This is a genomic window from Dehalococcoidia bacterium (assembly GCA_040902535.1).
Taxonomy (GTDB): domain Bacteria; phylum Chloroflexota; class Dehalococcoidia; order DSTF01; family JACRBR01; genus JBBDXD01.
This window is the reverse complement of the sequence record JBBDXD010000001.1, coordinates 21,406-47,655: the sequence shown is the minus strand read 5'-3', so window position 1 is coordinate 47,655 and position 26,250 is coordinate 21,406. Positions and strand designations below refer to the sequence as shown.

Here is a 26,250-nt window from a genome sequence, read left to right as displayed (position 1 = left end):
CCGGCATCAGGCGCGCCGACGGTACTTCCGCGAACGCGGTGGTGCCGCGCGCGCTGGCCTGGTCGCACGTACGGCGCGTGTCTCGCCCTTCAGGCAGTTCGCGCAGGCGAATTGCAGCGCCAGGTATTGTTCGTCTATCCACACCTGGCCGCAGTCTTTGGCTTCCACGTCGTTGCGCTGGTTGAGATGGTAGCGGCCGTCACACCAGTTGCATTCCGCCGACATCTCCGTCGTCACTGTCTCGCTGCAGACAACGCACGCATATTCGGCCGTGTTGCCTTCAGTTTTCATACAGCTTGAAGTCTATCGGCTGGTTCATCGCGCGCGAATCGCGGATGCTCTTCGCGAAGCGGAGCACGAGCGCGCGCTCGTCGTCGCGGTCCGTCGCCCAGCCATCTAGCCGCGCGGCGCGGATGAGCTGCAATCCGCGTTTGATCTGTGGCCCTTCCGGCACGCCCATCCCGATCAGGTCGTGGCCGTTGAGCAGTGGGCGTTCGAGACGCCACTCGTCGAGATATCGGCGCATGACGCTCCGGACGATCTCATCGTCGCTCAGCGCAGCGAAGGCCTCGATCGACGCCTCCAGGAAGCGTTCGAGCACCGTGACCACTCCCGACGGCTTCACATCGGGACGGCGGATCATCGTGGCGGCCGCGCGCAGGGCGACTATGCCTCGTACGGCTTCCGCTTCGGCCTTCGAGAGTTGCAGGCGCTCGACGATCTCTTCGGCCTGCTCCGCCGAAGCATCGCTCGCAAGCAGCGCCAGGCAGATTTCAGGTTGATCATGGTTCGGTGCTTCGAGGGCTGATGACTTCCGCTCCGGCCAGCGCAGTGCGGCGTGTATGGCGGATAGCGCTCCGACGCGGTCAAGCTGCGCCAGCGCACGTCCGCCGTTGGTGTCGGCGCACAGGAGTTGAAGCTCGTGCCGGACCCGCTCTCCGCTCAGCGTCTCGATGAAGCGCACGCCTGCGGCGACCAGCGACTGCGTGTGCGGTTCGATGACACAGTCAAGACGCGCGGCGTAGCGGAATGCGCGGAATATCCTGGTTGCGTCGTCCCTGAACGACGCATCGTGCAGCACGCGAATTATCCGTGCGTCGATATCAGCGCAGCCACCGGCAGGATCGACGAGTGCTGGTTCGCCATCGAGCCGCAGCGCCATGGCGTTCATGGTGACGTCGCGCCGTCGCATGTCGTCCTCAATGCTTGCCGTGTGCACATCGGGCAATGCGCCCGGGCGGGCATACGTCTCGCGACGCGCCGTCGCCACGTCGATGCGATGTCCATCGCCCTCCATCGTCGCGGTCCTGAAGCGATCGTGCATCGTGAGGCTTTCGGCCGGTCCCGCTGCGCGTGCGATCTCCATGGCGTCTGCCTCGGTCACGAGATCGACATCGCTGCCGATCGGCCGCCCGAGGATCAGATCACGCGGGATCCCCCCGGCCATGTACACCGCACCGCGTCGCGACGCCTCCGCGACCAGCCGATCGACCGCCAGGCGCGCGGCGGGAAGCAGTTGCTCGTAGAAGCGCGCCCGCAGTGCCGCCGGATCGACACGTTCGCTTGTCATCGTTCGCAGTATAGATTCGCTCTCGCTTGACAGTGCGTGGGGGCCAAACCTATCATCAGCACGGCCTGGCGGCTCGGTGGGTTCGATTGGACGGCGTGTGTGGGGATGGAGCCCCGATGGCCGCAACCGAATGGAGCGAGAGGAGCGCGATCGGCGCGCGGATGACGAGTTATTCCGCGCCGGGCCAGGCATCTGTCGCCCCCTTGGATTGCATCAACCCGCGACCGCCTCATGCGGTCGTTTCGCATTTCCACCCTGTCGCGGACGGGGCGCCCCGCTCGATGAGAGGTGTTGGCTTGGCCGACTGGAGAGAACTCGAGGAGCGCCTCGCTCTCAAGTTCAAAAATCGCGACCTGTTGCGCCAGGCGCTCGTCCACACCTCCTATCTGAACGAAAACCCCGGGATCGGGCTAGGTTCCAATGAGCGGTTGGAGTTCCTGGGGGATGCCGCGCTTGGGGTGGTCGTCGCGCATCAGCTATACGCCGAGTATCCCGAGGTCGACGAGGGCAAGTTGACGGAGTTGCGGGCCCACCTCGTACGGCGGGATACGCTGGCCAGAGCGGCGGCGCGCTTTGACCTGGGCGAGTATCTTCAGCTCGGACGCGGTGAAGAAGCAGCGGGCGGGCGCAAGCGCCCGACGAATCTCGCGCGCACGTACGAAGCACTGGTCGGCGCGATCTTCCTCGATGGGGGACTCGCGCGGGTACGGTCGTTCGTGCGACGCAGCTTGAAACCGGAGTTCACGGCGCTGGCATCGAGCGGCATGCCGCATGACCCGAAGTCGCGTTTGCAAGAGGTGATCCAGTCACGATGGCAAACGACACCTTCCTACCGGCTCTTGAAGACCGAGGGCCCGGACCACGCGCGGCGTTTCACGGTGCAGGTGATGGTGAGTGGGAAAGCGTTGGGCGTCGGCGAGGGGCGCAGCAAGCAGATGGCTGAAAAGGAAGCGGCGCAGCAGGCCCTCAAGGAGATCGAGCGCGGGCAGGAGATCGCCTAGGTGTATCTAAAGCGGCTGGAAGCGCAGGGATTCAAGAGCTTCGCCAACAAGACGACGCTGGAGTTCGGCACGGGCGTCACGTGCGTCATCGGCCCGAACGGCACCGGCAAGACGAACGTCGCTGACGCGCTGCGCTGGGTGCTCGGCGAGCACGCCAGTCGCGCGCTGCGTGCCCGCAAGACCGAAGACGTGATCTTCGCCGGGAGCGACAAGCGGGCGCCGATGGGCATGGCGGACGTCAGCATCACGCTGGACAACAGCACGGGTTGGCTGCCCATCGATTACTCCGACGTCGTCGTGACGCGCCGCGCCTACCGCGACGGCGAGAACGAATACTACATCAACCACAACCGCGTGCGGCTGCGCGACATCGTCGAGCTCTTCCAGCGTGCGCAAGTCGGGCAGAACAGCTACGCGTTCATGGGACAGGGCATGGTCGAGCAGGTGCTCAGCCTGCGTCCGGAGGACCGGCGCGCCTTGATCGAAGAAGCGGCCGACGTCCGCGTGTACAGGCACAAGCTCGAGGATGCCCAGAATAAACTGAAAGCGACGCGCGAGAACATGGATCGCGTGCGCATGCTCGTGCGTGAGATCGAACCACGCATCAACCAACTCGAGCGGCAGGCCGGCCGCGCCGTGAAGTACCTGGATCTCTCCAGGGAGCTCGCGGCGACGCTTCACGTGTGGTACGCGCACCAGTGGCGCGCGATCAACGATCATCTGCTCGCTGCGATGACGACGCTTGACCAGCGTGTCGAAGAAGCGGAACGCACCAAGACCGATGCGAAGGCCTGCGAGGACGGCCTGGCGCAGCTCCGCGCCGCCATCGATGAGCGCCGCGCCGAGATCAATTCCCGCGAGACGCGCTTACGGTCTATGCAGGACTACGTCAGCGATCTCGAGCGGCGCACAACGCTGGACACGGAGCGCGAGCACATGCTCAGCGAGCGTATCCAGGAGGTCGATGCAGAACTCGGGCAGATGCGCGCCGAAGCCGAAGCCCAGGCGTCATTGACGGTTGCGGTCGACACATCGGAATTGCAGACGCGACTCGAAGCAGCACAGGCGGCGCTCGAGGAGCACCGGAAGCGGCTTTCCGCAGCGGAGCAGGAGATGTTGTCGCTGCAGCGGTCGGCGCTGCTGCACGAGCAGTCGGTCGCGCGCGCGAAAGCGTCGGAGGAGGAGCTGACGCGGCGCATCAGCGAGCAGGCGGAAACGCTGGTGCGGCTGGCGTCGGAACAGGACTCGACGGCCTCCGACCGGAGGAAACAGATCGTCGAGATGGCGGCGTGGGCGAAAGAGTATGCGACGGCGCTGGCAGAATCGCGCCGGACCGGCGCAGAACTCGAGCGCGCGAGCCGCGAGCGCACGTACGAAGCATCGGCGCTAACGAGCGCGCGGCGCGACGAAGCGGCGATCGAAGACGAACTGCGGACCCTTCGAGCGGAGTTTGAGTCGACTCAGCTGAAGCTCGAGATGATCGAGACGCTCGAGGTGCGCCCGCAGGCGCCTGACGCAGGCGTGCGGGCCGTGCTCGAAGCGGGGAACATCCTCAAGACGCGCGAGGTGGCGCCCGCGGACCTCGACCTCCCGGGCGTGCTGGGGCTGGTGGGGCAAGTCCTGAGGGTGCCGCCGGGCCTAGAACGGGCGATCGAGGCGGCGCTCGCGGAGAACTTATTCTCGATCATCTGCGAGCGGCAGCGCGACGTCACGGAAGCGCTGCATCTGCTCCTGACGCATGATTTGGGTCGCGCGACGATGTACGCGCTCGACAACTTCCATGAGACGCGCCCGCTCAACCTGATCAAGGAACGCGGCGTGCTCGGCGTCGCGTCGCAGCTCGTGAAGTGCGATGGCCGATACCGCAAGCTGATCGATACGCTGCTCGGCCGTACGGTCGTTGTCGAAGACGTCGAGTTGGCGCGTCGCTTCGTGCGGCGCGGGCTCGCGAGCGCCGTCGCAACGACGAGCGGCGTGCTGCTGCGGCCGATCGGGTCGATCGCGGCGGGCTCATTCGCATCGGTGCAGGCGTCATTCGTACACGAGCGGGAGCTCAGCGATCTGCCTGCGGAGATAGAACGACTGCGGCCGCTTGTCGAAGAGCGTCAGGCAGCCTTCGATGACACGCGACGACGCGCCGAGCAAGCAGCGGCGCACGCCGAACGGATTGACACGGACGTCGAGAGGCTGCGTCACGAGCGCGGCCGCTCGGATGCCGCACTCGCCGGCCTTCGGACACGGTTCACCGCTGTCAGCGCGCGCCTGGTCGCATCACGGGATGCGCTGCGGCATGCGGTTGCCGAGATCGCGCGGCTCACCTCCGGCCGCGGCCGCATCGAAGTGCAGCGGGACGCCCGCGCGCAGGAAGCGCAGGCGGCAGCCGTGCGTGAGGAGGAAGAACGCCGATCAGTCGAGCGCATCGAGGCCGAGCGGCGGCACTTGATCGAAGTCGTGTCCGAGCACGCCGCGATCGTCGCGCAGATGGAGGGCGAGCTGCGCACAGAGCGGCAGCCGACGGAGGCGCATCGCGTGACGCGCGAACGCATTGAGCGACAGATCGCCACGCGCCTGGCGCAGGGGGCCAAGCTGCGCGAGGAGGTCGAAGGCACGGCATCGCGGCTGGCGGCGACGCAGCGCGAGCTTCTCGAGAAGTCCGGCGAGGTCGAAGGACTGGTGCAGGAGCTGGAACCCGCGCGTCGCGAGCTATCTCAGTTTGTGTCGCGCGAGCGCTCGCTTTCAACCGAGCTCATGGATGCGAACGGCCGCATGCGCGATGCCGAGCGCGCACTCTACGACGCGCAAAACGACGTTCGGACGACGCGAGAAGAGGTCGACAGCCTCAAGCAAAACTTCGAAGCGGAAGGCTTCGTCGTCGCTGCGGATGGCGAGATCGAACGGGCGCCGGCCCTCGAGACGGACTCAGAAGCCAAGCCCGCGGAAGCCTACGTCGAGAACCAGGGCGACCTGCCCACATGGATGCGCTCCGAGGACGACCTGGAAGACGTGCCACCGATGCGCGGCGGCTCGACGATCAATTCCACCGAGGTGCGCGACCGGATCGCCGACCTGCGGGCGCAGATTCGCGCACTCGGCCCCATCAACGAGCAGGCGGCCGACGATTACGCCGACAATCGCGAACGGTTCGATTTCCTCTCGGGTCAGCTCACCGATCTCACATCGGCGGAGGAGCAGTTGCAGAGCGCGATCGGTGAGTTGGACGGCATCATTCGCGAGCGGTTCCGCGCGACGTTCAAAACGGTTAACCAGGAATTCGAGCGTTACTTCAGCGCGTTCTTTCGTGGCGGCAGCGCACGGCTCGAACTTGGCGAGGCGGATGAGTACGGCCTGCCGGGCATCGAGATCTTCGCGCAGCCTCCCGGCAAGAAGCTCGGGTCGCTGGCGCTGCTCTCGGGCGGTGAGCGGTCGTTGACGGCGGTGGCGCTGCTCTTCGCGCTGCTGCAGGCGAATCCCTCGCCTATCTGCGTGCTGGACGAGGTCGATGCGGCACTGGACGAGGCCAATGTCGGGCGTTTCGTCGAAGAGTTGCGGATGCTCGCCGAGAAGACCCAGTTCATCATCATCACGCACAACCGGCGGACCATCGAGATTGCGGACGCGATTTACGGCGTGTCGATGGGCGGGGACAGCGTCTCGCGGATACTCGGCTTGAAGCTGGCGGACGTCCCGCACTCGGCGAACTGAGCCTGCCCCGTTCGGCGGCTTTCCTTCACGGCGCGGGTAGCAGCCGATAGAATGGCGCGGGCCAAAGGAGGCGCCGTCTGCTCCGCATCTTCAAGCGCACGAAAGAGACCGACCAGAAGACCGAGCAGGCGCTCGAGCGCACCCGCAAGGGCTGGTTCAGCAACATTTCGGGTCTCTTCGACCGGGCGAAGCTCGACGACGAGATCTGGGAAGAACTGGAAGAGCTGTTGATCGGCGCAGACACGGGTGTCGCTACCACGCAACGGATCCTGACGGACTTGCAGGTCGCCGTCGACCAGGGGCGCGTCAAGGACGTGTCCGAGGTCCGAGAACTCCTCAAAGACGAACTGGTCGACATCTTGCAGGCGGGCCGAGAGAAGGGGCGCATCTGGGGGGACGAGGGGCCGCCTCCAGAGACGCGACCGGCAATCATCCTCGTCGTTGGCGTGAACGGCACGGGCAAGACGACAACTGTGGCGAAGCTGGCGCAAGCATACAAGGAGGACGGCGAGAAGGTCGTCGTCGCGGCAGCCGATACGTTTCGCGCCGCCGCCATCGAGCAGCTCAAGAGTTGGGGTGAGGTTGTCGATGCCGACGTCATTGCCCACAAGCAGGGCGCCGACCCGGGCGCCGTCGTGTTCGATGCGATGACGGCCGCCGAGAGCCGCGACGCCGAGGTGCTGATCATCGACACGGCCGGCCGGCTCCATACGAAGTTCAACCTGATGGAGGAACTGGGCAAGATCCGCCGCGTCATCGAACGCAAGGTGCCGGAAGGGCCGGACGAGGTGATGCTCGTGCTGGACGCGACGACCGGCCAGAACGCCATGGTGCAGGCGAAGGCGTTTTCTGAAGTGGTGCCGATCACGGCGCTCTGCCTGACGAAGCTCGACGGCACATCGAAGGGCGGCATCGTGTTCGCGGTGGCCGATCAGCTTCAGATACCCGTGCGCTTCATCGGCACCGGCGAAAAGCCCGAAGATCTGACGCCGTTCGACGCAGATGAATTCGTCGAAGCGCTCTTTCAGTAGATTCTGCTCTTGATGCCATCGCCGCCTGTCCGTCAGCCCAAACCCGCGCCCCTCACCTCACGTACTCCCCGTAGACGCCGGAACCCGCATGCGCCAGCGCCAGGGGCTATATGAGCGAAGCGATCCGATGGTGGCTGATCCTGCAGGTCGTCGGCATCTCGACGCTGCCGCTCTGCCTCTTGATGTTTCGGCGTTTGCCGGACCGTGGTTACGCATTGTCCAAGCCGCTCGGACTGCTCTTCCTGGGGTTCACGTTCTGGTTTTTCAGCAGCGAGAACTGGATCGCCGTCTTGCCCAACTCCCCCAGCGGCATCATGGGCGCGTTGTTCGTGCTCGCGGCCATCGCGGCACTGTGCCTGTACGCGCGGGCGGGCGAGTTACTCGAATGGCTCCGCGCAAACTGGCGCTACGTCGTTGGCGTCGAGGTCATGCTGCTGGTGGTGTTCGCGATCGCGGTGTCCCTGCGGTCGACGGTCGGGCAGATCTCCGGCACAGAGCAGCCCATGGATCTGATGTTCCTGAACGCGACGATCCGCGCCGAGCACTTCCCGCCCGAGGACCCGTGGCTGGCAGGGCACACGGTCGCGTACTACTACTTTGGATATCTCATCGTGGGCGTCGTGACGCAGCTCACCGGTGTCCCCGCCGACGTTGGCTACAACATGGGCCTCGCGATGATCGCGACGCTGACGCTCGTCGGTGCGTTCGGCATCATCTACAACCTGGTGCAGATGCGCGAAACGACGCTCGTGCGTGACAAGCCCGGCGCCATGCCAGCGACGGCCGTCGCGACGCAACGCGCCCGCACAATCGGGGACCTCAGCTGGAAGCCGCCGGTCTTCGCGTTCGCGGGGGCGCTCATACTCGTCGTGATGGGGAATCTCGCCTGGGTCCTCGTCTTTGCGTCGGCGTACGACATTGGCGGTGCCGGATTTTACGACTGGGTCGATATCTCCGGTCTGACGGCCGATGAGCCGCGCAACGGCTGGTACCCGAGTGACTTCTTCGGCTTCTTCAACGCGTCGCGCATCTATCAGATCGCAGCACACCCGACCGATCCGACGCGCGATTTCCGCGCGATCACAGAATTCCCGATGTTCAGTTTTCTGCTGGGCGACTTGCACCCGCACGTCATGGCGCTGCCGTTCGTGCTGCTCGTCGTCGCGCTGGCGCTGACGCTCTTCCGCAGCGACGCGCCGCTTGACATCACATTCTGGCTGAAGCGGCCGCTGCTGCTCGTGGGCGCGGCGATCATGCTTGGCGGCCTGGCGTTTATCAACACGTGGGACATCGCGACCATGGCGTTTGTCGTCGTGGTCACGGCACTCGTAGCGAACTTCGGACAGATGCGTGCGTCGGGTGCGTGGTCGAACAAGGCTCTTCCTGCGACATCCGTCCCGTTATCCGCGGACGCGCTGTTCACGCTGGGCATGGTCGGCGCGCTGCACTTCGGGTTGCTGATCGTACTGCTCGTCGCGATGCGCCCGGCCCCGGCGGCGATCGTCGGGCTGATCCTCTTGATGGCGGCGCTGCTGGCGTTGTTCGCCTGGTATTTGTCGCGCCCGCGGTGGCACTTTTCGGCGGAACTCGCCGTCCGTACCGTGTCGTTCGCCTTGCCGCTCGTCCTGCTCGCCGTCGATCTCTATCTGCCGTTCTACACCGGATTCTCGTCGCAGGCGGCTGGCATCGGCGCGGTAGTAACGCGGACGGGCATCACGGAGCCGGGCACGCGGCCGTTGCACCTGCTCTTGTTCTGGGGGCCGCTGTTCGCGGTCGTGCTGCCGTTCGTGCTGTTGAAATTCCTGGGGTTGCGCGATCGGCTTACGCAGCGCGCGTACGCAATTTGCGCGATCCCCGGCGCGCTGGTGATCGTCGGTTGGGCAATCTGGTTCGGGCTGCAACGCATGACCGACGATGCCAAGCTCGAGGACGCCGCCGGTTTCTTCTCTCAGGTCGGGGACCGCGGCGCCGCGTGGATGACGGCGATCTTTCTTGCGGCGGTCCTGACGATCGCGCTGGCGACGCTCTGGGGCGAGATCAGCGCTCGCCGAGACGATCGCTCATCGGACGCTTCGACGTTCGCGCTGCTGCTGACGTCTACCGCGCTCCTGCTGATCCTGGGCACGGAGTTCTTCTATGTCGGCGATGTCTTCAACAACCGGATGAACACGGTGTTCAAGCTGTACTACCAGGCGTGGCTGTTGCTGGCTATCGCTGCTGGATTCTCGCTCTATTACCTCGCGTCGAACTGGCGGGTCACCTTCGAGCACGCACGGACGTATCGAATCGCCTGGGCGGGCGTCGCGGCCGTGGTGTTGCTGGGTGCGGCGCTGTACCCGCTCGGCGGCTCATGGAACCGGGCGGACGGCGATCCTCTGGGCGGCGGCCCCTTCCTGCACGGTCTGGCGCACTTCTCACAGGCGGAGCGGGAAGGCATCGCCTGGCTGAATCAGCGCGCGGATGGCCAGGAGGTCGTGATCGCGGAGGCCGTCGGCAACGATTACACGTTGGCGAGCCGCATCTCCGCCGCGACGGGCATCCCGACGATCGTCGGTTGGGTCGGACACGAGAACCAGTGGCGCGGATCGGCGGAGCCGTATGCCGGGCGCTTCGAGGACGTTGGTACGCTATACACAACGTCTGACATCACGCAGGCGAGGCAAATCCTGGAGAAATACGACGTTACATATGTGTACGTGGGGCAACTTGAACGGACGGAATACGAATCAAGCGGGGGGCTGGCCAAGTTTGAAGCGATGCCGGTAATGTTTCAGTCGAACGAACCGCGGGAGAATCCAGGCGACCCGCCGGAAGTGACCATCTACAGGGCGACGGGGTTGACAGGCGACGCAGAGGCGGCCCAATGAGCACACAAGACCAGGACGTTCCATACGAATCGACGGGCGAGCGCCTCAAGGCGTTCGCCGTCAGCGCCGAGACGAGGGAACGCCTTTCCGGGTTGTCCGCCCGCTACTGGGAGATCACCGCGTACGCATCGCTGGTGCTGCTCGCCGCGGTGCTGCGCTTCTGGAACCTCGGCGCCCGCGCGATGCACCACGACGAGAGCCTGCACGGGTTCTTCAGCTACGGCTTCACGAAGGGCCTCGAGGACGTGTTCACGTTCGGCACCGCGAATAACGACACGTACAAGCACGTGCCCTTCATGCACGGCCCCTTCCAGTTCATCGGCAACGGCTTCGTGATGTGGATCTTCGGGGACGGCGAGTTCCAGTCGCGCATGCTCGCAGCGGCGATGGGGACGGCCATGGTGTTCATGCCGTGGCTGCTGCGCAGGCAGATCGGGACGGCGGGAGCACTGGCGGCGGCCGCCTTCATCGCGTTCTCGCCCATGCTGACCTACTACAGCCGCTTCACGCGCGAAGATATCTATACGGCGTTCTGGACGCTGGGCATCGTCATCTTCATGTGGCGGTATCTATCGTCGCGCGAAGACAAGTGGCTGTACTGGACCGCCGGCTTCATGGCGGGCGCGTTCTGCACCAAGGAGACGACGTTCTTCACGATCGGCGCCCTAGTCGGCTTCCTCGACTACCTGATGGCGGTGCACATCGCCGACCGCATCCGCGAGCGGTCGCAGCTCGATACGCCGCGGTACGTGGCGCTCGTCGTTGCGCTCATGCCGGTGGCGTGGATCGTCGCGATAGCATGGCCATTCCTGGCCGATTGGCGCTCGAAATATAAGCTCGATCATCTCCCCACCGAGGCGTCGCTGCTGATCGTGATGTTGACGCTTGCGCTGCCGATGTACGCGGCTGCGGTGCAGTTTCTGCCGTTCTTCGGACACGATTGGACGATCCGCAACTACGAGGGCTCCGACTTCCACGTCCATCCCGACGAGGCGACGGTCGCGTACCTGACGATCTTCTTCCTGATCGCCGCATCCGCCGTGATCGGGCTGGTCTGGAATCCGCGCGTCTGGCTGATCGCCGCGGCGGCGTTCTGGGTGCCGTTCGTCCTGCTCTACACGACGTTCTTCACGAATCCCGAGGGCTTCTTCTCGGGCATCTGGGGTTCGCTCGACTACTGGATGAGTCAGCAGGACGTGCGGCGCGGCAACCAGCCCGATTACTACTACTTCATCACGATCCCTGTATACGAGTTCTTACCGTTGGCGCTCGCCGTCGCGGCGGGGCTGTACTACATGATCCGCGGCAAGCTTTCGCACGCACTGTTCGTCGGCGCTGGCGTCGGGATTATCGTCGTGCTGCTTCTGCTGCCGCACGGATACGGCATTCTGCCATGCACGGCGGAGGGCTGCCCGGGCGGTGATGGCGGCGATGGGGTGTCGGTGTGGCACGTCCTGCTGCCGTTCTCGATCGTGCTGGTCGCCATCCTCTCGTTTCCGATGAGCACGCTGGACAGGTTCCTGCTGTTCTGGCTCGCATCGACGGCGTTTGCGCTCACTGTCGCGGGTGAAAAGATGCCCTGGCTGAGCGTACACATCGCGCTGCCGCTGGCCGTGCTCGCCGGCAAGTTCGTCGGCGACATGATCGAGCGGACTGACCTGCGCGACGAATTGCCGAAGCTGGAACGGCTGGCGCCGTTTATCTATGCCGCTGTCGCGGCGGCACTCTCGGTGCTGGTATTCACGATCGTCGGACCGTTCTCCGTGGCGTCGTTCGGCGCGTGGGCGCTTGCAATCGTTGCCGGAGTCGCCGTCTACTGGGCGTATAGCAGCTTCAGCCCGCGTACGGCGATGCAAGTCGCACTCGTCGGCCTCGTCGCAGCGTTCAGTGTGTTTTCACTCCGCGCCGCCGTGCTTGCATCGTGGGGCCACCCGGACAATCCGTACAAGGGCGACATCGCAGCGCGCGACTACGGCGAGGTTCCGGTCGAGGTGCTGGTCTACACGCAGACCGCCGGCGATATTCCGGAACTCATGGAGGACATCGACGCGTTCGCCCGGGAGTCAGGCCGCGGCAAAGAAACGCCGATCGTCGTCGACTCCGTCGACGGCTATACATGGCCGTGGGCGTGGTACCTGAGGAACTATCGCAACGTGTCGTATCCGTCGATCACCGATAACTTCCAGCCCGAGGAAGGGTCGATCCTCCTGATCGGCGACGCCAACACATCGAAGCTGAGCCTCGGGGGACTGTGGGGAGAGGGCATCCCGTACTTTCACCGCCGCTGGTTTCCGGAGTCGTATCGGGGCGCCGACGGCGCGTACAGCACAAACGACTTCTTTGGCGACGTCTTCTCGCCGGACGCCTGGGAGAATTGGCTCGACTACTTGGTGCGGCGCACGCCCCCCGGGCAGATCGGATCGGCGAACGCGGTAGCGTTCTTCCCGCTCGGCTTCGAGGCTGTGCCGCCGCAGCCTGTCGGCCCGACGGTACGCACCGAAGGCACGCAGCTGGTCATAGGGAGCGCGGGCTCGGCGCCCGGACAGCTCAACAGCCCATCCGATGTCGCACTCGACGCCGACGGCAACCTGTACGTCGCCGATACCAACAACAACCGCATCTCGAAGTACGATGCGGACGGCAACTTCATCGCCGCGGCGGGCGGCTTCAACTCGACATTCAAGTTCAACCAGCCGTGGTCGATGACCGTCGGCCCGGATGGCACGGTGTTCGTCGCCGATACCTGGAACCACAAGATCGTGAAGCTCGACGCGGACCTGAACATGGTCGACGAATGGGGCACGGGAGGCGTCGCCGCCGATACCGATGGTGACCCCGCGACGCTGTTCGGACCGCGTGACATCACGCTGCTGGCCAATGGCAACGTGCTGTTCAGCGACACGGGCAACGGCCGCCTGCTGGAGTACACGCCGGACGGCGAGTTCGTACGACAGCACGGCAGCAACGGCTGGAAGGACGGCGAGACCGAGTTCAGCGAACCCGTCGGCGTCGTCGTGGCGCCGAATGGCGACATCTACGTGGCGGACTACTGGAACCGCATCGTGCGCGTCTTCGACGGCGAATTGCAGCAGAAGAGCGAGATCGCGGTGCCATCGTGGGGCAGTGAGGCGGTGACGGACCGGGCGTACCTTGCGCTGTTGCCTGATGGACGGCTGCTCGCGACGGACCCCGCCAGCGGCAAGGTGCTGGCGTTCGGCACGGACGGCACGCAAATCGCCGCGTACGATCCGCCGAAGGAAGGCGCATCTCCGACGGTACGACCAGTTGGCATCGCGACGGACGGGACGAGTGTGTGGGTGGCGGACGCGGCGGGTGGCGTAGTGCGAAAGATCCCGCTTGCGGAAGTCATTCCATGACATAACAGTGAGGGTAGGGCGGCGCAATATATCGCCTTCAGCGAAGCTAGTTCGCAGGCGCGGCCAGGTCTGCGAGTCAATTGACCGGCCCCAGGGTCAACCATATAATGCGCGAGTTTCGCTGCCGAACATAAAACTGTGGAGTCAATCCGGCGCCCCGCCGGCGTTTCCGTAGCGTCCCTCCTGGAGCTCCGATTTGCTCAAAAGCCGCGGATTCTGGATAGGCATCGCCGTCAGCGTCGTGCTGGTCGGGCTCTTCGTCCGCAGCACGGACTTCGGCGAGGTCCGCACGGCGTTCGAGGACGTCAACTGGCTGTTGGCGTTGGCCTCGCTTCCCGTGTACTTCTTGGGGTTGTGGATGCGCACTGTCCGCTGGCAGTACCTGCTGCGGCCGGTGAAGCGCGTCGCGGCGATACGGCTCTACCCGGTCGTGATCATCGGGCTGATGGCGAACAATCTGATCCCGGCGCGCGCGGGGGAACTGGCGCGGGCATACGTGCTCGGGCAGCGCGAGCGCATCAGCAAGACGACCACGCTCGGCACGATCGCGGTCGACCGCCTGTTCGATGGCCTCACGCTCGTGCCGATGATGCTGATCGTCGTAGCGTTCGCCAGCAGCGACGCAAACTTCGATGTCGGCTTCGGGTCGTGGACCGTGAGTCTCAACTTTGAGGGTCTCGGCGTCTTCATGGCGATCGTGTTCGGGCTGGCTCTGATCTTTCTGTCATATCTGGCACTTTCTGATCACGGTCGCACCATGCTTCACCGGATCGTGCATCGATTCACGCCACCTCCGCTGAAACCGAATATCGAGCGGCTACTGCACTCGTTCTTCGAAGGCCTGCACGCGCTGCGCAACCCGGCGGATATGGCCGTCGCGCTCGTGATGTCCGTCGTGTCATGGACGCTCGAAGCGACGATGTACTTCATGGTGGCGCGCGCGTTCGGCATTGACGAGCCGTTCTACGTGTTCCTGCTGCTCACGGCTGCCGCGAACCTGGTGATCGCCGTCGTCGCGACGCAGGGCGGCGTCGGGCCGTTCGAGCTGGTGGTCTCGCGCACGGTGATCGCGTTCGCGGGCGCAGATAACATCGAGGGTGTCGCCAACGCCTACGCGATCGGGTTGCACGCCCTGCTGCTCTTCCCGATCACGGCCCTCGGCCTCTACCTGATGTGGTCGATGAAGCTGACGTTCGGCGACATGCTGAAGAGCAGCAACTACGACGAAGAAGATGCGCTCCTGGCAGCGTCGGGATCGACCATCGCGACGCAGGCGGCGCCGAACGACGCCGGGTCGCGGCGGGCCGTCTCATCGAAGCCTGCGGTCGAAGGGTCGAGCGGCAAGTGAAGGCGGTGGTCGTCGGTGGCGGCGTCGCGGGCATGACGTCGGCCTACCGCCTCATGCAGCGCGGCCACGAAGTGACGCTCTTCGAGTCCAGCCCGTTTCTCGGCGGCCTCGTGCGCACGTTCGATGTCGGCGGCAGCCGGCTGGAGGCGTACTACCACCACATCTTTCGCACCGACACGACGATCATCGACCTCATCGAAGAACTGGGCCTCGGCGACCGCCTGCAATGGATCGAGTCGAAGGTCGGCTGGTACGAGGACGGTGAGATTTACCCGTTCGTCACGCCGATTGACCTGCTCAAGTTTGGCCCGCTGCCGTTCATCGACCGCATCAAGCTCGGGCTCATGGGCATGAAACTGCGCGGCAAAGATGACTGGGAGGAGTTCGAGCACGTTACGTGCAAGGACTGGATCGAGCGTAACGTCTCGAAGAAGGTGTTCGAAAAAGTCTGGGGGCCGTTGCTGGTCGGCAAGTACGGCTCAGCATACGACCAGGTGGCGATGGCGTGGCTCTGGAGCAAGATCCACCTGCGCTTCGCGTCCCGCAAGGGCGGCCCGATGGCGCGCGAAGAGCTGGGCTACCTGATGGGCAGCTTCGCGGTGTACATCAGCGAGCTGGAGCGGCGCATGCGCGACGGCCGTGTGAAAATCCATCTCGGCACCGGGGTCGAGCGGATCACCGCCGAGAACCACCGCGCGACCGGCGTCTTACTGGCGGATGGATCGCACGTGGATGCGGACGTCGTCATCGCCGCGGTGCCCTCGCTGCTGTTCAAGAAGCTTGCGCCGCCGCTCACACCGGAGTATGCGGAGAAGCTGGACTACGTGCAGTGGCAGGGCGCCGTCTGCATGATCCTGACGATGAAGGAGTCACTCTCGCCGATTTACTGGATGAACATCGGCGACCGGTCGATGCCATTCCTGGCGCTCGTCGAGCACACAAACTTCATCGGCCCGGAGCATTACGACGGCAACCACATCCTGTACGTCTCGAACTACCTGGCGCAGGACCACGAGTACTTCCGCATGAACGACGATGAGCTGTGGGCGATCTTCGAGCCCGCGCTCAAGCGCATCAATCCGCGCTTCTCATCGGACTGGGTGAAGGACCGATGGGTGTTCAAGGCGCCATACGCGCAGCCGGTGATCCGCATGGAGTACTCAGCGCACCAGCCCGATCACCGCACGCCCGTGGAAGGCCTGTACCTGGAGACGATGACGCAGATCTATCCCGAGGACCGTGGCCAGAACTACAGCATCAAGATGGGCGACGAAGTCGCGCGCATGGCGATCGAAGACTTCGCGAAGCGCGAAGGACGCACGGGCGCGGTGGCGTAGGGTCACTCCCAACAGAGTAGAATGTGTTCGGGAGATCCCTTGACGTTAGAACGCCGATCGCAGATCGCCGCGTTACTCGCAGCCGCGCGCAATGACCTTCGTCCAATCGAGGCGAAGTATCGTTCGTCATTATCCTCTCAAGGCATCGACTACGACCTTCAAATCGCCATCAAGAATCTTCTTGAGAATCTAAGATCAGCTCTGGATTACGTGGCGCATGAGATCCGCGACGTTCACTGCCCGGCTGCAAATAAAAACGCGAGGTTGTACTTCCCTATCTGCCCGTCGAAATCATCCTTCGCGGCGGACTTGCCCGACCTCGAAGTGAATCGCCCCGCCATCGTCGGGTACCTGGCATCGATCCAACCGTACGGCGAACCTAAGTGGCAATGGCTTGAGGCATTCGTCTTGTTGACGAACGAGAATAAACATCATCATCTGGTGCCACAGACGCGGACCGAACGTGTACGCGTCAAGGCCACAAGGTCGGGTGCCGGTGAAGTGAGTTGGGATCCGAGCTCGGTGAGATTTGGATCAGGAGTGTCAATCCTCGGATCGCCAGTTGATCCGTCATCCCAATTGCCAGCGCCTTCGCCCGGTTTAGAGGTCGTGCACACGGTGTGGGTGGACTTTCACTTCGACGGCGTACCTGGCAGTGCGCTCGGTCTCCTACGACAATTCGTCGATGGCGTCGACGAGATCTTGGCAGGAGTCGTGACTCGGCTGTAGGCCTGTGGCGCGGGACCGCACCTGCGTCTCCGTCGCAGTTCGCTTCTTGTTCCGTCATGCTCAAATCTCTATAGTGAATCCGCGCACAAAGTAGGGGCAGATGCTCGAAAACGAAGCTACTCTCGAAATCCAGCACCTGATCCGCGAATTCAAGCCGGAGGACGGTGACCTGATGGCCGCGCTGCACAAGGTGCAGCACCACTACGGCTACATCCCGAAGATCGCCATGCGCGTCGTCGGGCGGCAACTGCGGCTCAGCGAAGCGCGCGTCTACGGCGCCGTCACGTTCTACAGCGAGTTCCGCCTCACGCCGCCGCCGGCGACGCTCATCGGCTGGTGCAGCGGCCTCGCGTGCCGCCTGCGCAACGGCGAGGGCGTACGCAGGGTGCTCGAGGCGGAGTTGGGCATCGGCATGGGCGAGAACACAGAAGACAACAAGCTGGGGCTGCACCTGGCGCAGTGCAACGGCACCTGCGAGCAGGCGGCGCAGATCTGGGTGAACGGCGAAGTCGTCGGTCCGCTGGACGCCGCGTCGACCGTGCGGCTGGCGCGCGAACTAAAGGGCGAGTAGTAGTGGCCACGTACGAAGAGATGCGCGCCGACGCTGCATCAGCCTGGGCGGCCGTCGAGAAGCCGGCGCGGCCGCTATTCATCGTCTCCATCAACACGTCATCGATCGCCCGCGGCGCGCGGAAGACCATGGAGGCGCTGCGTTCGCTCGGTGCGGCGCAGGGCTTCGACGTGATGCAAACGGGCGATACGGGCATGGCGTTTGCGGAGCCCGTCGTCAAGGTCGTGCTGCCCGATGCGCCCGCAGTCGTCTACGGCAACGTCACCGACGACAAGGCCGAAGCGTTTGTCGCACAGGCGCTCCGCGGCATTGCGAAGGACTACGCGATCGGCATCGTCGATGGCCCCGCGACCGACGGCGTGCCCGCGCTCGACGACACCGATTGGATGAAGATCCAGGTGCGCTGGATGATGCGCAACTGCGGCGAGATCGACCCGGACAGCATCGACCACTACATCGCGCGCGGCGGCTACGGCACGTTCGTGCAGAGCGCGCAGATGGACCGCGACGAGTTGATCAGCGTCGTTACCGGTTCGACGCTCAAGGGCCACTCGGGTTCGTTTTTCTCGACGGGCACGAAGTGGAAGTTCCTGAAGGACGCGAAGGCGGAACCAAAGTTCCTCGTGTGCAATGCCGACGAAGGCGATCCGGGCGCCTGGGTGAACCGCGTGCTGATGGAAAGCGACCCGCACGTCGTGCTCGAAGGCATGCTGATCGCGGCGTACGCGTCCGGCGCAACGTACGGCTGGATCTACCTGCGCGACGAGTATCCGCTGGCGAACGAGCGGATGAACCGTGCGATCGAAGAGTGCCGCGCGCGCGGGATCTTCGGGCCAGATGCGCTCGGCATGGGCGTGAACTTCGACTGTGAGGTGGTACGCGGCGCCGGCGCCTACGTGTGCGGTGACGAGACGGGGCTCATCTCATCGGTGAACGACGACCGCGGCATGCCGCGCATCAAGCCGCCGTTCCCGGCGCAGCAAGGCGTGCTCGAGAAGCCGACGAACGTCAACAACGTCGAGACGTACGCCGCCGCCGCGACGCTGCTCCGGCTCGGCGCCGAGACGTACAGCTCGACGGGAACGGAAGCCAATCGCGGCACCAAGCTCTTCACGGTATCGGGCGCCGTCAACCGCACGGGGTGCCTCGAGGTGCCGTTCGGCACGACGGTCGACGAACTGCTCGCCGCGATCGGCGGCATCGCGAACAACGGACAGTTCAAGGCGTTGCAGCAAGGTGGGCCGCTTTCCGGCCTGCTGCCCGGCGACGTTGCCGGACCGCTGGCGCTGGAGCCGGAGCCGTTCCGTCCGCTCGGCGCCGGTATGGGCGGCGGAGGCCTGATTTTCGTCGACGAGAGGGCGTGCGTTGTCGACATGAACGTCATGTTTTCATGGTTCCTCGAGGATGAGTCCTGCGGCCGCTGCACGACGTGTCGCGGCGGCAATCAGCGCATGCTTGAGATCTTCAACCGCACCGCGCGCGGCGAGGCGGAGGAGTCGGACGTCCCGAGGCTCGAGTCACTGGGCGATTCGTTTCAGTACTCGAATTGCTTCCACGGTTCGCTCTCACCCGTGATCATGCGCAACACCATGACGCACTTCCGGGATGAGTACGATGCACACGCCATCGAGCACCGCTGCCCGGCGAAAGTCTGTCCCGACCTGATCCGCTACGTCGTGGTCAATCAGTCGCCTGCCGTACAGGAAGCCGCGAAGATCTGCCCGACCGACGCTATAGTCGAGCAGCAGGGCGCGTGGGTCATCGATGACGCGAAGTGCATCCGGTGCAACGCGTGCAAGGACATCGCACCGGACGACATCAAGATCGAGGATCGGTACAAGGACATGCTGCCGCTCCGAGTCGTGACGCGCGCGAACGTCGCGCCGGATCAGGTGCCCATACAGGCCAGGCCCTGACAGCGTTCTCAGTATTCAGTTTGGCGCCGTAGGTACGCCCGGGCCGAGAAGCTCGCCGCGCACAGCCACGGTCGAGACTGCACGCTCGCGTTCGTCGTACACTGGCCATTGTTCAGGGAGGAAGTGCATGCCTGTGTATCCACCGCTCGCCATCACCCGCTACTGGGAGCGTCTAAACGATGGCCTCATCGCCCTCGCTGGCATGGTGCCCGACGATAAGTGGAACTGGAGCCCGGCGCCGGGCGAATGGAACTTCCGCGGCGTCTTCCTGCACATCGCCGGATCGCGCCACCACTGGATGGAGAACGCCATCCGCGACGGTCAGGGTACGCCGGACTTCATCCGTAACGGCCAGTCGCCGGATGGGCTCAAGGAGCAACTGGCGCTGTCGTGGTCTCGGCAGATGGGGCTTTTGGGCGATGCGACCGCTCTCGCGAGCACGTACCGCAGCGCCGACGACGCCGACCCGTGGGACGGCGACGGCAACTGGATCGCGTTCCGGCGGCTGGAGCATGACATCCTGCACCGCGCGCAGTTGCTCAGCTACTTTCAGATCCTCGGCATCGAGCTGCCCGGCGTGGACTCGGCGTGGGGTGCCCGTTGAGCCGCCGCTATCGTCAGCGCCCCAGCACCTTTCCGTGCAAGTCGCGCTTGCCGCGCGCGAAATCCCGCGCAGCCATGACGTTCTTGCCTGCGGGCTGCACGCGCGTCACCGCGAGATCGTTGCCCTTCGTCGCGACGCTGAAGCCCATGTCGGACACCGCTACCGTGCCCGGCGCCGCGCCGGACCGGCCGCCGAGCGGCCGCGCCTCGTGGATGCGCAGCGGCTGACCATCGAGCCGGGTGTATGCGATCGGCCACGGGATAAATGCCCGCACCATGCGCGAGATCGCCTCTGCGTCGTCGCGCGCCCACTCGATCATCGCGTCAGATTTCTTGATCTGAGGCGCATAGGTGGCGAGCGCTTCGTCCTGGGGCGTTGCCACCAGCGATCGGTCGGCCCAGCCCGGAAGAAGCTCGAGGACCAACGCCGCGCCGCTCTCGGCGATCCGCGGCGTGAGCGATCCGGTCGTATCATCGGGCGCGACAGGCACCTGCGCCGCACCCAGCATCGGGCCCGAATCGAGCGAGAGTACGACCTGCATGATCGTCGCGCCCGTGATGCTGTCCCCGGCGAGGATCGCGGCCGGGATGGGCGCCGCCCCTCGCCACCGCGGCAGGAGCGACGCGTGCACGTTCAGGATGCCGAGCGGCGGCACATCGAGCACGGGCTGGCGCAGGATCTGGCCGTACGCCGCGATGACGCCGATGTCCGGCTTGAGATCGCGCATCTCTTCGACGGATTCGCGTTTGCTGATCGACGCTGGTTGGAAGATCGGCAGCCCGTGCTCCTCGGCGAGCAGCTTGACCGGCGGCGCGCTCATCTTGCGCCCCCGTCCTACGGGCTTGTCAGGCTGCGTGAACACACCGACGATCGTGTGATCACTTTCGATGAGCCGCCGGAGCGCTGGCAGGGCGAATTCGGGCGAACCCATGAAGACGACACGCATCGACCGTGAGGATAGCACGGGCTTGCGCCAGACTCGTATACTTCGCGTGGCGGGCAAACAGCGAAAGGGACCGATGCAGCGTAGTCTTTATTTTCTGGCCGCAACCACGATCGCCATCTTCGCGTACGCCTGCGACGGTGACGATGGCGACGCAGACCCCACCGCGACATTCGCACAAACCACGAGCCAGCCGCCGCCGGCGACAGCCGGAGCGCAAACGCCCGACCCAGTCCCGACCGAAGATCTCCCGGCGATCGTCATCGCCGAACCAGCCCTGGGAGCGCTCGTCGAACTGCCGTTCGCCATCTCAGGGACGGCAAACGTGTTCGAAGCGGCCCTCAGCGTGCAGATCGTCAGCGCCGACGGGCAGTTGATCTGCCAGCATAACCTCACGGCGACGTCCGGCTCCGGCACACGCGGCGACTGGTCGACGACGATGGCGTTCCCGCCGCCCGCACCGCCAACCGGCAACGCAGCCGTACCGATGGTCGTACGGGCGCTGAGTTACAGCGCGCAGCACGGCTCGGAGGAGAACGCCGTCACCGTGGACGTCAACGTGTCAGGCGAACGGCCGCCAAACGTCATCCAGATGCCGCTGTGCGGGGAGCCCGTGCCCGTTGCAGGGCCGCTCCAGGTAACCGGTGTGACGGACGCATTCGAGGGTAGCCTGCAACTCGAGCTGCGGGATTCCTCGGGCGCCGTGGTGCTATCGGAAACGGTGCAGGCCGCGGGTGGGCTGGGCAACGCGCCCTGGTCGGCGACACTGCAGATTGCCGGACTCGAAGCCGGAGCGTATATGTTGATCGCATTCGACTTCAGCGCGGAAGACGGATCGCGACAGAACGAGTTCGGAGTCCCGATCGAACTCACGCCGTAGGAGGCAGGACGGGCAGCGCTATGGGCACGCCGGTAGCGCCAGGGGGACACGCCGAGAGATGAAGCGACTGCAGGCCATCGTCAGCGGCCGCGTGCAGGGCGTCGGATTCCGTGAGTTCGTCCGGCATGAGGCCGTGACGCGCGGCATCTGCGGCTACGTGCGCAATAGCGACGATGGCCGCCGCGTGGAAGTCGTCGCGGAGGGTGACGACACCGCGATCGAGGACCTGGTGCGCATTCTGCACAGGGGTCCGCGCTTCGCCGTCGTCGATGGCGTGGACGCTGAGTTCAGCGAAGCGAGCCTCGGCTTCGCAAAGTTCAGCGTCGAACTCTAAACTAGTCCAGGAGCATGCATTCGACTTCGTCGCCCGCGGCCACGCCCGGTACGTCTTCGGGCACCACGGCCAAGGCGTTCGCCAACGCCATCGATGTCAGGATGCCGGATCCCTGCGGGCCTGTCAGCGCCGCGTGATAACGGCCGTCACGCTGCGTGACGATCGCGCGCGCATACACGCGGCGCGCGTCGCTGTTCTCGATCGGCTCATCGGCGACGGCGCGGACGACGGGGCGCTGCCAATCGGCGCGTCCCAGCATGCGGTAGATCGCAGGGCGTCCGAAGAGTTCGAACGACACCATGGAACTGACGGGATTTCCAGGCAGTCCGATATGGGGGACGTTTCGGCCGCCCGAAGGGAAGGCACCGAACGCCAGCGGCTTGCCCGGGCGCATGCGCACCGTCCAGAAGTTCACCTGGCCCTCGTTTGCGAGCACGTCCTTGACGACGTCATAGTCGCCGCGCGAGACGCCGGCCGACGTGACGAGCATGTCGGCGTCCAGTCCTTTGCGCAATTTTGCGGTCAAGGCGTCGACCGTATCCCGCGCGATACCGAGCCTGCGCGGGATGCCACCGTTCGCTGCCACCATGGCGCTGATGCTGTACGCATTGCTGTCGTAGATCTGGCCGGGCTTCAGCGATTCGCCGGGTTCGCGCACTTCATCGCCGGTCGAGAGGATCGCGACGACGGGCCGTCGATGCACGCGCACCGTTGCCTTGCCCAGGGAGGCCAGCACGCCGATCTGCGCCGGATGCAGCACGGTGCCACGGGCGATGATTGCCTGGCCGCGGCGCAGGTCCTCGGCGGCGCGCCGAATGTTGGCGCCCGGGGCGGCGGCCTTCAGCACGCCGACGATGTCGCGCGACTTGGCGAAGGAGCCGAAGGCCCGCCCCGAAGGTTCATCGGTCTCTTCGAACGGCACGATGGCGTCGGCCCCGGACGGCATCGGCGCGCCTGTCATGATGCGCAGCGCCGTGTCGGGCGTGACTTCGCCGTCAAATACATAGCCCGCCGCCAGTTCACCGATAACCCGCAGTTCGACGGGAGCGCGATCTGACGCGCCGCTCGTGTCTACCGCCCGAACGGCGTATCCGTCCATCGCCGTATTATCGAGCGGCGGGATGTCCACGTCGGAGACGACATCCTCGGAAACGACCTGGCCGAGGGCGTCAAGAATGGGCACGTCCACGGGTTCGAGCAGCGGCACGAAGGCCAGGATGCGCGTCAGGGCCTCTTCGACAGAGATCATGCTCTGGGGGAGGGTCATGCTTCGATTGAAGCACAAACGGAAGCCCCAACCCAGTACGGGTTGGGGCTCCAGCGTGCGTCGAGTCGCGCTAGTCGCCGAAGATGCTGAGCGTCACCAGCCGGTAGCCGTCTGTCGGCGCGTCGGCGATGATAATCGTCACGCCCGACGTCGTTTCACCGCCTTCCGGCGCAAACGACAGGAAGACCTCACCGCCGGATTGAGACGACAGGCTTTCGGTCCAGCCGTTGTTGGGAAGCTCATCCTTGAAGTAGTCAGAAAGCTCGTCGGCGCTCTGCTCCGAGTAGAACTCCACGAAGAACGTATTCGTACCGCCGCTGGAGATGGAGCTGTTGCTCGTGACGCGCGCGCCGCTCGGGAGCGGCACGCGGTCCGATGGGAAGTCATCCGGAAGATCCTGCTCGTCGGGCAGATCGGCGCTGCCGGACGCGCCATCGGATGAACCGTCGTCGCCGCTGTCTCCCGAATCATCCCCTGAGTCGTCACCGCCATCGGCCGGCGTTCCATCGCCGCCACCCGTGAGCGAGCCTTCGTTGTCACCGACGGTGACGACGATGGTCGTGTCATCATCGTTGCTGCCGATGTAGACGTACGCGGCCTTTGATTCGTCGTTGTTCAGCGCAACGAAGAACGAACCAAGAGCACCCTGGTCGCCCTGCGACTGGATCGTCCAGTTGTCGCCGTTCAGTTCTTCCTCGTAGAACGCAGAGACGTCCTCCGCGCTGTCGCCGGTCGTCCACGTCGCAACGAGCCCTTCGATGCCCTCCCTCTCGCCACGGTACGAGCCCTGGAGATCGGCGCCATCATAGATCGGGAAGTCGTCCGGGAAATCGTCCGGCAGATCGTCGGAGATCGTGATTTCTCCATCGCCCGTGTCGATCGTCTCGTCGCCGTCGCCTCCGCACGCCGCAAAGAACGCAGCCGCCGATATCGACAGCACCACAAAAACGGTTAGCCACACTTTGTACAAGTGATCTAGCCTCCTTACTTTCCTCCGCGAGCGATAGTAACAGGCACGCGGTTCCCAGACCACCTTGCCGGCGACCGATGCGATCAGCGCCAGAGGCAACCTCGCTTCTCCAGCCGTGCGATAGCTTCGAGGTCGATGAGCGGGTCGCGGAGAGCGCCATCGCGCGTCCATGCGTAGGCATACCCCTCGGCGACGAGCACAGCGTCGATGCTGAGTCCCGTGGGGGTATAGACATAACGCAGAAGACGATCATTCGGATCGCGATTGCGCGCGTCACGGACGAGACGTATTTGGCCGCCGTGCATGGCCACCAGGACGCGCAAGACGTCGGTCGCCTCGCTGAAGCATGCCTTGCCGCGCTCCGGTGTATCGACGCCGAAGAGCCGCACGGGCTCCTCGGTGCCGTCCACGATCGCGCGCAGCGTATCGCCATCGATGATGCGCACGACGGCGGCCTGCGTCATGGAGGCCGGATCGGCGCAGAACACGGTCGTCACGGTGGGTGGGCCGGACGGGTAGGGCGCAGCGCAGGACCTCGGGACCTCAAACGTGGATGGGGTGCGGTCTGAAGGTTGTGTAGCACCGCCGACATACGTCGTCGCGGTAGCTGAGGGCGGACAATCGCCGTCGGCCGCGCAATCTTCGACCTGACTGTCTTCGGAGCACGCGGCGAGGAGCACCGAAGCGACGAAGGTGAGGACGAGCAGCGACGGGCGGACGCGCATCGAGCGATGCTAGCACGCCGCCTCGTTTGACACTCGTCGACGAGGCCGGTATCCCGTCACCGGTTCACGCGTTTCGAAGGAGCAAGCATGCCCGAATACGATGTCCTCGGCATCGGCAACGCGATCGTGGATGTGCTGGTGCACGCGGATGACGCGATCCTGGAGCGGGAGGGCATGGCGAAGGGATCCATGCAACTCATCGATGCGGACGTCGCGAACGCGCTGTACGAGCGTCTGCCGCCCGGCATCGAGATGTCCGGCGGTTCCGCGGGCAACACCATGGCGGGCATCGCGTCGCTTGGCGGCCGCGGGGCGTACTTCGGCAAGGTCGCGACGGATCAACTCGGGCAGGTCTTCGCACACGACATGCGGTCGACGGGCATCGATTTCCGCAGCACGCCATCGACGAGCGGCGTGACCACCGGACGCTGCCTGATCCTGGTGACCGCGGATGCGCAGCGCACGATGAACACATATCTCGGCGCCAGCCTCGAGCTCGCGCCAGACGATATCGATCCCGATGTCGTCGCCGGTGCGCAGGTGACGTACCTGGAGGGTTACCTCTTCGATCCGCCGCTGGCGAAGGAAGCCTTCACGAAGGCGGCGCGGCTGGCGCACGACGCGGGGCGGCGCGTCGCGCTGACGCTGTCCGACTCACTGTGCGTAGAGCGCCACCGCACGGAGTTCCTCGAGCTCGTCGAACGCCACGTCGACATTCTCTTCGCGAACGAGCACGAAATCATGTCGCTCTACCGGACCGAACACTTCGACGATGCGCTGCAGCAGGTACGCGGTCACTGCGGCATCGCTGCGCTGACGCGAAGCGCGAAGGGCTCTGTGATCGTCGCGGGAGACGAAGTTCACGTCATCGATGCCGAACCGGTCGAGCGCGTCGTGGACACGACCGGAGCAGGCGACCTGTATGCCGCCGGCTTCCTCTACGGTCTGACGCACGGACACGCGCTCGCCACAGCGGCGCGGATGGGATCGATCGCCGCGGCCGAAGTGATCAGCCACGTCGGAGCCCGCCCGGAAACTTCACTGCAAGTGCTCGTCGAGGCTATGCTCCGCGAATAGC

The 26,250-nt window shown here is 64.9% G+C and carries 20 protein-coding genes; 14 read left to right on the top strand and 6 right to left on the bottom strand.

Features of this window, described 5'->3' with window-relative positions; all coding sequences use genetic code 11:
* Positions 1-6: 6 nt before the first annotated feature.
* Both WEB52_00215 and WEB52_00210 read right to left on the bottom strand, forming a co-directional pair.
* Positions 7-291: a hypothetical protein gene (locus WEB52_00215; protein MEX2224851.1), complete on the bottom strand. Its 285-nt coding sequence runs from the start codon at positions 289-291 to the stop codon at positions 7-9.
* Positions 281-1,570, bottom strand: a complete 1,290-nt coding sequence (locus tag WEB52_00210) for a hypothetical protein (GenBank protein ID MEX2224850.1) — start codon at positions 1,568-1,570, stop codon at positions 281-283. The genes WEB52_00215 and WEB52_00210 overlap by 11 nt, the downstream gene beginning before the upstream one ends.
* Positions 1,571-1,686: 116 nt before the next feature.
* On the opposite strand from WEB52_00210, the gene rnc reads away from it, so the two are divergent.
* From rnc to WEB52_00155, 11 genes are all read left to right on the top strand, one after another.
* Positions 1,687-2,571, top strand: coding sequence for a ribonuclease III (gene rnc, locus WEB52_00205; protein MEX2224849.1), 885 nt, complete (start codon positions 1,687-1,689; stop codon positions 2,569-2,571).
* A complete protein-coding gene (gene smc, locus WEB52_00200; GenBank protein MEX2224848.1) occupies positions 2,572-6,273 on the top strand; it encodes a chromosome segregation protein SMC in 3,702 nt (1,233 codons plus the stop codon).
* Between the two features lie 77 nt (positions 6,274-6,350).
* Complete coding sequence (ftsY, locus tag WEB52_00195; protein MEX2224847.1) at positions 6,351-7,304, top strand: signal recognition particle-docking protein FtsY; 954 nt, start codon at positions 6,351-6,353, stop codon at positions 7,302-7,304.
* 110 nt (positions 7,305-7,414) lie between these two features.
* A complete protein-coding gene (locus WEB52_00190; GenBank protein MEX2224846.1) occupies positions 7,415-10,171 on the top strand; it encodes a DUF2298 domain-containing protein in 2,757 nt (918 codons plus the stop codon).
* A complete protein-coding gene (locus WEB52_00185) occupies positions 10,168-13,548 on the top strand; it encodes a flippase activity-associated protein Agl23 (GenBank protein ID MEX2224845.1) in 3,381 nt (1,126 codons plus the stop codon). The genes WEB52_00190 and WEB52_00185 overlap by 4 nt, the downstream gene beginning before the upstream one ends.
* Before the next feature lie 196 nt (positions 13,549-13,744).
* Positions 13,745-14,896: a lysylphosphatidylglycerol synthase transmembrane domain-containing protein gene (locus WEB52_00180; GenBank protein ID MEX2224844.1), complete on the top strand. Its 1,152-nt coding sequence runs from the start codon at positions 13,745-13,747 to the stop codon at positions 14,894-14,896.
* Positions 14,893-16,233, top strand: coding sequence for an NAD(P)/FAD-dependent oxidoreductase (locus WEB52_00175; GenBank protein MEX2224843.1), 1,341 nt, complete (start codon positions 14,893-14,895; stop codon positions 16,231-16,233). Before WEB52_00180 ends, WEB52_00175 begins: the two co-directional genes overlap by 4 nt.
* Positions 16,234-16,272: 39 nt before the next feature.
* The gene (locus WEB52_00170) at positions 16,273-16,962 is read left to right on the top strand and encodes a hypothetical protein (protein MEX2224842.1); all 690 of its coding nucleotides are present in this window, start codon (positions 16,273-16,275) and stop codon (positions 16,960-16,962) included.
* A 100-nt stretch (positions 16,963-17,062) separates the two neighbouring features.
* On the top strand, positions 17,063-17,533 hold the full coding sequence (locus WEB52_00165; GenBank protein ID MEX2224841.1) for an NAD(P)H-dependent oxidoreductase subunit E: 471 nt from the start codon (positions 17,063-17,065) through the stop codon (positions 17,531-17,533).
* A gap of 2 nt (positions 17,534-17,535) precedes the next feature.
* Positions 17,536-19,449 carry an NADH-ubiquinone oxidoreductase-F iron-sulfur binding region domain-containing protein gene (locus WEB52_00160; protein ID MEX2224840.1) on the top strand — a complete coding sequence of 638 codons (1,914 nt, stop codon included), beginning with the start codon at positions 17,536-17,538 and terminating at the stop codon, positions 19,447-19,449.
* 127 nt (positions 19,450-19,576) lie between these two features.
* Complete coding sequence (locus WEB52_00155; GenBank protein ID MEX2224839.1) at positions 19,577-20,053, top strand: DinB family protein; 477 nt, start codon at positions 19,577-19,579, stop codon at positions 20,051-20,053.
* 13 nt (positions 20,054-20,066) lie between these two features.
* Here WEB52_00155 and fmt read toward each other — a convergent pair whose 3' ends face one another.
* The gene (gene fmt / locus WEB52_00150) at positions 20,067-20,999 is read right to left on the bottom strand and encodes a methionyl-tRNA formyltransferase (GenBank protein ID MEX2224838.1); all 933 of its coding nucleotides are present in this window, start codon (positions 20,997-20,999) and stop codon (positions 20,067-20,069) included.
* Positions 21,000-21,072: 73 nt separating this feature from the next.
* On the opposite strand from fmt, the gene WEB52_00145 reads away from it, so the two are divergent.
* Both WEB52_00145 and WEB52_00140 read left to right on the top strand, forming a co-directional pair.
* Positions 21,073-21,876: a Gmad2 immunoglobulin-like domain-containing protein gene (locus tag WEB52_00145; GenBank protein MEX2224837.1), complete on the top strand. Its 804-nt coding sequence runs from the start codon at positions 21,073-21,075 to the stop codon at positions 21,874-21,876.
* A gap of 58 nt (positions 21,877-21,934) precedes the next feature.
* A complete protein-coding gene (locus WEB52_00140) occupies positions 21,935-22,210 on the top strand; it encodes an acylphosphatase (GenBank protein MEX2224836.1) in 276 nt (91 codons plus the stop codon).
* Position 22,211: 1 nt separating this feature from the next.
* On the opposite strand, the gene glp is transcribed toward WEB52_00140, so the two are convergent.
* The 3 genes from glp to WEB52_00125 all read right to left on the bottom strand — a co-directional run bounded on the left by glp (position 22,212) and on the right by WEB52_00125 (position 25,172).
* A complete protein-coding gene (glp, locus tag WEB52_00135) occupies positions 22,212-23,477 on the bottom strand; it encodes a gephyrin-like molybdotransferase Glp (protein ID MEX2224835.1) in 1,266 nt (421 codons plus the stop codon).
* 70 nt (positions 23,478-23,547) lie between these two features.
* Positions 23,548-24,447 carry a hypothetical protein gene (locus tag WEB52_00130; GenBank protein MEX2224834.1) on the bottom strand — a complete coding sequence of 300 codons (900 nt, stop codon included), beginning with the start codon at positions 24,445-24,447 and terminating at the stop codon, positions 23,548-23,550.
* A gap of 83 nt (positions 24,448-24,530) precedes the next feature.
* Positions 24,531-25,172 (bottom strand): thermonuclease family protein, encoded by a 642-nt coding sequence (locus tag WEB52_00125; GenBank protein MEX2224833.1) that lies wholly within the window; start codon positions 25,170-25,172, stop codon positions 24,531-24,533.
* Positions 25,173-25,259: 87 nt separating this feature from the next.
* Here WEB52_00125 and WEB52_00120 point away from each other — a divergent pair, with 87 nt between their 5' ends.
* Positions 25,260-26,249, top strand: coding sequence for an adenosine kinase (locus WEB52_00120; GenBank protein ID MEX2224832.1), 990 nt, complete (start codon positions 25,260-25,262; stop codon positions 26,247-26,249).
* Position 26,250 lies beyond the last annotated feature (1 nt).

Excerpts from the sequence above, each read along its gene's own strand:
- WEB52_00215 (MEX2224851.1), bottom strand. The coding sequence starts at position 291 with ATGAAAACTGAAGGCAACACGGCCGAATATGCGTGCGTTGTCTGCAGC.
- WEB52_00145 (MEX2224837.1), top strand. The coding sequence starts at position 21,073 with ATGCAGCGTAGTCTTTATTTTCTGGCCGCAACCACGATCGCCATCTTC.
- WEB52_00210 (MEX2224850.1), bottom strand. The coding sequence starts at position 1,570 with ATGACAAGCGAACGTGTCGATCCGGCGGCACTGCGGGCGCGCTTCTAC.
- WEB52_00125 (MEX2224833.1), bottom strand. The coding sequence starts at position 25,172 with ATGCGCGTCCGCCCGTCGCTGCTCGTCCTCACCTTCGTCGCTTCGGTG.
- WEB52_00165 (MEX2224841.1), top strand. The coding sequence starts at position 17,063 with ATGCTCGAAAACGAAGCTACTCTCGAAATCCAGCACCTGATCCGCGAA.
- WEB52_00140 (MEX2224836.1), top strand. The coding sequence starts at position 21,935 with ATGAAGCGACTGCAGGCCATCGTCAGCGGCCGCGTGCAGGGCGTCGGA.
- WEB52_00185 (MEX2224845.1), top strand. The coding sequence starts at position 10,168 with ATGAGCACACAAGACCAGGACGTTCCATACGAATCGACGGGCGAGCGC.
- WEB52_00190 (MEX2224846.1), top strand. The coding sequence starts at position 7,415 with ATGAGCGAAGCGATCCGATGGTGGCTGATCCTGCAGGTCGTCGGCATC.
- fmt (MEX2224838.1), bottom strand. The coding sequence starts at position 20,999 with ATGCGTGTCGTCTTCATGGGTTCGCCCGAATTCGCCCTGCCAGCGCTC.
- WEB52_00155 (MEX2224839.1), top strand. The coding sequence starts at position 19,577 with ATGCCTGTGTATCCACCGCTCGCCATCACCCGCTACTGGGAGCGTCTA.
- rnc (MEX2224849.1), top strand. The coding sequence starts at position 1,687 with ATGGCCGCAACCGAATGGAGCGAGAGGAGCGCGATCGGCGCGCGGATG.
- WEB52_00120 (MEX2224832.1), top strand. The coding sequence starts at position 25,260 with ATGCCCGAATACGATGTCCTCGGCATCGGCAACGCGATCGTGGATGTG.
- glp (MEX2224835.1), bottom strand. The coding sequence starts at position 23,477 with ATGACCCTCCCCCAGAGCATGATCTCTGTCGAAGAGGCCCTGACGCGC.